This window comes from Enterococcus sp. AZ141 (assembly GCF_051714385.1).
GTDB classification, from domain to species: Bacteria; Bacillota; Bacilli; order Lactobacillales; family Enterococcaceae; genus Enterococcus_D; species Enterococcus_D entomosocium.
Genome location: NZ_JBIORT010000004.1, coordinates 1 through 6,075, shown reverse-complemented (window position 1 = coordinate 6,075; position 6,075 = coordinate 1). Strand labels below are relative to the sequence as shown.

At 35.7% G+C, this 6,075-nt stretch carries 10 protein-coding genes; 6 read left to right on the top strand and 4 right to left on the bottom strand.

Annotated features, from left to right (window positions below; all coding sequences use genetic code 11):
• Positions 1-77: 77 nt before the first annotated feature.
• The 3 genes from IGI89_RS17025 to IGI89_RS17015 form a co-directional block, all read right to left on the bottom strand.
• Positions 78-335 carry a hypothetical protein gene (locus IGI89_RS17025; RefSeq protein WP_003127886.1) on the bottom strand — a complete coding sequence of 86 codons (258 nt, stop codon included), beginning with the start codon at positions 333-335 and terminating at the stop codon, positions 78-80.
• A gap of 21 nt (positions 336-356) precedes the next feature.
• A complete protein-coding gene (locus IGI89_RS17020) occupies positions 357-839 on the bottom strand; it encodes a hypothetical protein (protein WP_003127885.1) in 483 nt (160 codons plus the stop codon).
• Between the two features lie 435 nt (positions 840-1,274).
• Complete coding sequence (locus IGI89_RS17015) at positions 1,275-1,871, bottom strand: hypothetical protein (RefSeq protein WP_231293202.1); 597 nt, start codon at positions 1,869-1,871, stop codon at positions 1,275-1,277.
• An 884-nt stretch (positions 1,872-2,755) separates the two neighbouring features.
• On the opposite strand from IGI89_RS17015, the gene IGI89_RS17010 reads away from it, so the two are divergent.
• The 4 genes from IGI89_RS17010 (at position 2,756) to IGI89_RS16995 (ending at position 4,634) form a co-directional block, all read left to right on the top strand.
• Entirely contained in the window at positions 2,756-3,490 is a 735-nt protein-coding gene (locus tag IGI89_RS17010) for a replication initiation protein (protein WP_003127890.1), read from the top strand.
• A 128-nt stretch (positions 3,491-3,618) separates the two neighbouring features.
• On the top strand, positions 3,619-3,903 hold the full coding sequence (locus IGI89_RS17005; RefSeq protein ID WP_270274680.1) for a hypothetical protein: 285 nt from the start codon (positions 3,619-3,621) through the stop codon (positions 3,901-3,903).
• Entirely contained in the window at positions 3,900-4,058 is a 159-nt protein-coding gene (locus IGI89_RS17000; RefSeq protein ID WP_005473301.1) for a hypothetical protein, read from the top strand. Before IGI89_RS17005 ends, IGI89_RS17000 begins: the two co-directional genes overlap by 4 nt.
• Positions 4,059-4,361: 303 nt before the next feature.
• Positions 4,362-4,634: a hypothetical protein gene (locus IGI89_RS16995; RefSeq protein WP_003127889.1), complete on the top strand. Its 273-nt coding sequence runs from the start codon at positions 4,362-4,364 to the stop codon at positions 4,632-4,634.
• A gap of 179 nt (positions 4,635-4,813) precedes the next feature.
• Here the strand turns inward: IGI89_RS16995 and IGI89_RS16990 are convergent, their stop codons facing one another.
• Entirely contained in the window at positions 4,814-4,900 is an 87-nt protein-coding gene (locus IGI89_RS16990) for a type I toxin-antitoxin system Fst family toxin (protein WP_114148919.1), read from the bottom strand.
• 255 nt (positions 4,901-5,155) lie between these two features.
• Here IGI89_RS16990 and IGI89_RS16985 point away from each other — a divergent pair, with 255 nt between their 5' ends.
• The gene (locus IGI89_RS16985) at positions 5,156-5,725 is read left to right on the top strand and encodes an HTH domain-containing protein (protein WP_003127888.1); all 570 of its coding nucleotides are present in this window, start codon (positions 5,156-5,158) and stop codon (positions 5,723-5,725) included.
• A gap of 26 nt (positions 5,726-5,751) precedes the next feature.
• Positions 5,752-5,928, top strand: coding sequence for a hypothetical protein (locus IGI89_RS16980; RefSeq protein WP_003127887.1), 177 nt, complete (start codon positions 5,752-5,754; stop codon positions 5,926-5,928).
• The last annotated feature ends 147 nt before the right edge of the window (positions 5,929-6,075 follow it).

Sequence of the window (6,075 nt, the reverse complement as noted above, 5' to 3'; positions counted from 1 at the left end):
GAAAATCACAAAGAACGCCCGTCAATCGCTTGATTGACGGGCGTCTTGTGTTAATCGAGATTATGTTAACTAAGGGTTTAAATAACTTCTTCTAGCCAAACTTTATATGAAAGATCCGAAGCAATTGACGTTTGTATTTCAGGACTAACTATGAATCCGTACTCTTCTTCACTTGTTTCAAAACCATACATAACGTCTGAAATCTTATACAATTGCCCATTCCATAGGATTTTTTCCCCTTTTCTTGGAATAAATGGTAGCGCCACAATATCAAATTTTTCAGAGTAGTTTTCACTGTTTTTGTTTAAGGTAATAGCTAATTCAATCGCGTACAATTTTCATATCCTCCAAAAATATTAATTAATTGAAACCACACGTACAGGAGAAAAACAACTTGCATTTCCCTTTGAAGTATAAATTTGAGCAACCCCATTTATTCTATAAGTTCCTCCTTTTTTATACGTCCAAGTTTGAGAAATAGTCACACCACCAGATTTTGGGGAATAGCTTCCCGGAGAAGTCGTTTGTCCCAAAATTCCAATATTATAAACAGCGTTCACTCGGTTAATTATAGCATTTGTTTTCAATTTCCAAACAGCTGTAACCTTTCTTCCACTTTTTGTCACCGTAAAAGAAGTCGTAGACCAAACTGGACCAGCCTTAGCTTGAGCTTGTGTTTGGAAAATATCATTGTTATTGATTATACTGTCAGATTCAAATATTGCTGAATTCGATTCTACAATAACCTGTTCCTCAGCTTGAACATTTACTCCAAATGCAATAACCATAAAAGCTGTTAAGGTCAATCCTACAAGAACTGCTCTAATAATTTTTTTCATAAATAAATTCTCCTATTCCTTTGGTAGTCTCAATGTATAGTTTTTATCAAATCTTGTATATAACACATCTGTTTACTCCGTAGCAACGAAGTTAGCGTTGTTTTAAGTTAGTTTGTTGCATTCTTATCACTCGGAAAAAAAGTGCAATTATGACGTATACGATCAGAACAGATATGAAATAAACCGCTAAATCAATTTGTACTTTCTTCCACATGCTAGGTAACAAAATTAAGAATCTATTCTCTAGAAAACCATCGTAACTTCGATACGTAATAAATGGAACTGGAAAGCCCATTAAGTAACTCGTCATGCCATCTGAGGTATTCTCCCTAGGATTTAACACAAAAGCGCTTATCAGAGGAATTATAAGACTAATAATAAACCATTTAATATTTAACCTTTTTTTCATGATGATCTTCCCCTAAAATAATAGATTTAAATTTTATGTGAGAAATTCCAAGTATCATTGATTTTTGCGCCAATCGTAAATCCTTTTACTTGAAATCCTAATAATGAATAACCGTTTACTTTTATTTTTACTGTGTCTTTAGTGTTATTTGTTTTTACAAAATTTGAAGATGCACTGGTTTGATTCCAAGTAACAGCAATTTGTAAGCCTGAATAGTAAGATTTAATTCCTGAAACCTTAGTAAATTGATTTTTACCATTTACTTTTTTGTATTCATAATTGAAGGATACATTTCTCCAAGTAGGAAGTCCAGTCATTCCATAGCCACTAAACGGAGCCCATTGAGAGACTGTTTTACTTCCAGCAGCTCTGGTTTGTATAGGGTTCTCATTAATTGTAAATTCTGTTTCACTGCTATTTTTAAACTCTGCTAGAATTTTTTCTAATTCTTCTACACTGTCTAATTGAATAATATTTTGCGGATCAATATCTTCTGCGGGTACTACTTCGAAATCGTATTTACCGCTTTGTTCAAGTTCTTTTACTTCACTGATAACTGCATTTTCTTCGGTAACACTATCAGCTGATACAATATCCTTCCACCCAAAAAAAACAACAAACATTAATCCCACTAAAATAACTTTTTTTATAACATATAGCCTCCATTTAATTTGATTTTTTAACGCGAATTTCTAGTATATTATCCATAATTCCCGCTTAAAACATAAGAAACGCATAGTTTACATAGGGTTGTATTTGTAACTTATTCGTTTACAAGACCTAATAAGGCTAATTATTTGGAAATTTGATCCTATTTTTATGTATTTTCCTACTTCTTGCATTTAAATTGTTTTGCAAAGTTCTCAACCGTGTTGTTTTGGGGTTGTTAGGGCTTGCCCTGACCGCCTGTAAGGCGTTTTGCTAATATAATTACCTTTAAGATCTAAAAACGTCTTAGAAAGGCTTTTACGAGCAACCAGACCCTATCCCAACCCGACTTTATTTAATGTTTTGATTTTAGCGAGTGAACGTAGTGAACACTGCAAGCCTAATGTGAGAGCGTAGCGATCACTCCTTTGGGGTCTTGAAATTAGGTCTTTTAGTTGTGGTTCTAGTCTTTTTGAATAGTATGTGCCACAAAAATATGCAGTGTTTAGGGTTTAATCTTTACTAGCTGTTTATTAGATTCGCGAAGATGATTACTTGAAAGAGAAATGATGTATTTGGGCGGGAAAAATTACCTGTGGAAAAACTCGCGCGCGCACGCGTTTATTTTATATATCTTTTATAAGACCTTTTATAAACCCTTTTAGGGGGCTGTTGCGCCTTACTCTCCCAGGCGATACAGAATGGTACTAACACCATTTTGTATGACTACCAACACCATTTTGTATGACTACCAACACCATTTTGTATGACTACCAACACCATTTTGTATGACTACTAACACTACCTGTTTACATTTAGGTTAGTGTTTGTTATATTTTTAATGTGAGGGGGGAAAGGAATGGACAAGAAAACGGATTTAGCAGTTAGATATCAAAATGAATTGAACCTTGTGCCTTTAAAAGAATTTAACGCTAAAGAAATGGATTTGTTCTTTGCATTATGTGCTCGTATGAAAGAGCGTGGACTAGACAATGTGCGCTTTTCTTTTGAAGAGTTGAAAGAATTGAGTGAATATAAGTTTACTGGTAATGATAGATTCGTTCATGATTTGGAGAATGTCTATCAAAAAATGATAAGTATGTCTTACCGTACGGATGAGATCAATGAAGATGGCGACCGAGTTATCAAACGTTTCGTATTGTTTACAGGGTTTGAAATTAATGTCTCTAAAATGTTTGTCGATGTGAGTGTTAATCCAAAACTGGACTACATTATCAATGGTTTAACTACTGAGGTTTCTAGGTTTAAATTATCTGCTTTCACTTCGATTCGCTCTACCTATGCAAAAACATTATTCCGATTGCTTATGCAATATCGCTCTACTGGTTATTATATTGTGAGAATTGAAGATTTTAAAGAACGAATGGATATTCCTGAGAGCTATCGCCAAATGGGACAAATCGATCAAAAAGTTTTACAGCCTGCACTAAGGGAATTACAAAACTATTTCAGTGACCTAAAGGTCGCAAAAATCAAAGCAAAAAAAGGCAATAAAATTGCCAAACTGGAGTTTACGTTTTCAGGTCTAAAGACTGATACACCAAAGATTCCAATGCATGACTGGACAAAATAAAAAAAGAACTTGCCCTCTCACATTTAAGCAAGTTAGGCAAGTCCGTACGCAACCCTCGAAGATTGCTAGTTTATTCTAACATATGCGTGCGGACTTCTAAAATAAATTATTTTTTTGGAGGTCATATCATGACAAAAAGCAATAGATTTATCAAAAAGTTCACCGAGGATTTGCACGCAGAAATATTTTCCTATATCGGATCCACCCCTAATTTCCCTACTTGTGGTAGTGAAGAATTTATTGAGAACGTTCTGCGATCGACTTACTTTTCAGTACAAAAGACACACAAAAACGAGCAACAAAACTTTCATGAGTTTGGAACAATTGAATATTACAAAAAACAAATGAACAAGATCACACCAAAATACAAGATTTATTTTCTTCCAACGTATACCAAGAGGCAGTATCAATGAGCAAAAAAACTGTGCGAAATGAAAATTATCGGTTCAAGAATAAGAAAAAAATTCAGACTAATCAAGAAACAAAAGACAACAATATCGTACAAGAAGATACAAAAAAAGGACTCAGTTTCAACGAAATTGTTGCTCAATACCTTCCAAAAAACTAATAGTGTTCGGGTATTTTTTCTAAAGGAAAAAGTAATGTTGAAAGTAGTCATGAAGTAGTCAAAATAGCTAAAATGACTACCTGAGTAGTCGTATTAGTATTCATGTGAGAATACTAAAAACGAGGTAATGATATCACTTTGAAATCTCTTAAAACCCAATAGGCACAGCCTATTTTCCTCCTTCTAACTAGAAGGTGGGGGTATCTACCTTATGCTCTTCTTTATTTCGAGCTATTCTATCGGACTTGCAATCTATAATCAATGATCTAAGTTCCGATTAAGAACTTACTGAAGGAGGAAACTATGAAAGAAATTGTTGTTCGATTCGAGCATGATGAAACATTAACGTATCTTACTAGAAGAGCAAAAGAATTGTCCGAACGGTCAGGGAAAAAAATCTCAAGGAATCAATTAATTAACATGATTATTGAAGATGATATGAAAAATTTTTTATCTCAAAATAGAGAAGTCGATATGCTTAAAGATAGTTTGGAGGACTTCAAACACATTTTACAACAATACATTGACACGAATAATGCGCTCTTGTATCGAGCCTTTGAAGCCGATGGTATTTAGTTACTTAAGATTCTTGATTTTGATTTTTTAATCCTTCCTTGCTATAATAAACGTGCGAAGTGATATCAAGAACAAAGCATATTTACACCAAAAAGCCCTCCTACTGCGAATAGGAGGGCTTTTTTTTGCGCTGTTGCGACTCAGCGTTGGTGCCAGAAGGCAACTGCTTCGATTATCGGCTAATCGTCTAGCCAGCGATCAAATAGTATTAATACTATTCCCACAAGAAGTGGTGCGATAATCAGTGATATCAAGGTCTCAAACATATTTACACCCCCTCTCGGGGCAGTTGCCATAAATGAGTATAGCATACCCGCCCCTATAGACTATTTTGATCCTTGCATATTTTAATATAGCACTCAGATCCTATATGCGACCCCCTCGTAATAAAAAGTTTGTCCCACGTTTAATTTAAGGTGTTAGGACTTTACATGACCACTTTTAAGACGCCTTAAAAGAAATCGATAATCAAATCAAATTCATGTATACTAAAAGAAAAAAGCAACTGAGGTGACAACCTTTTGACAACGGATAGACAACCAAAAGAAATGTTGACAGTAAAAGAACTTGCAGAATTTTTTGGTATCAGTAGACAAGCCATGAGGAAACATGTTGACAACCTAGAGCCAACGTTCCTTGCCAAAAATAGCCTAGGATACAAGACAGTGCTATGGTCGGGAGTGTTGCACCTTGCTGACAAGCTAGGACGTCCCGAGTTGCTTGAAGCGTTCGAAATTCCTGACACAGCAAGCTCTGACAGTATAGAAACGAAGTTGCTTGCACAATTGCAACAAAAGGACGTACAAATTGATCAGCTGCAGTCATTATTAGCCCAACAACAGAAACTTCTTGATCAGCAACAACAACTAACTTTGCAAGCAAACAAACAAATACTGCTTCTGACGTCACAGGAACGCTTCTCAGACGATTTAAACAAAGAATCGAATAATAATACTAAAAAAATTAAAACGCCTCAGAGCGGTTATGAGAGCCCCTCAGAACATAAAGGAAACTTTGCTCCTGAAAATGAAGTCGTGCGACCGAAACAAGAAAGACAGAAGAAGTGGTGGCACTTTTTCCGTGAACCCTAAGATAGCGTTGAAAGGATGAATGGTGTATGTCGTTTTCAGCTTATGTTGACAGCTATCCTGTGACTGCGTATATCGTGGGGCACCTTGGTTTATCAGTGGGTGATTTTTGTCGACGGTATGAATTCGATCCCACGATCGTCACGGGGTGGCAAACAGCGAATCGTTCCGTTTTCTCCTTGCCCGCTGCATTTTACGCTTGTTAGAAAAGCAACATTTTGCTTATCTTGCGAAGAATCCAGCGTGGAACATAACACCGTCTTTACTCGCCCCCCCGGTTTCTTCACAAACGACCCAAAGAGAAGAAGCTTGATTTACCAGTATTTTAGGTTCCCAACATAGCTAGACCAATT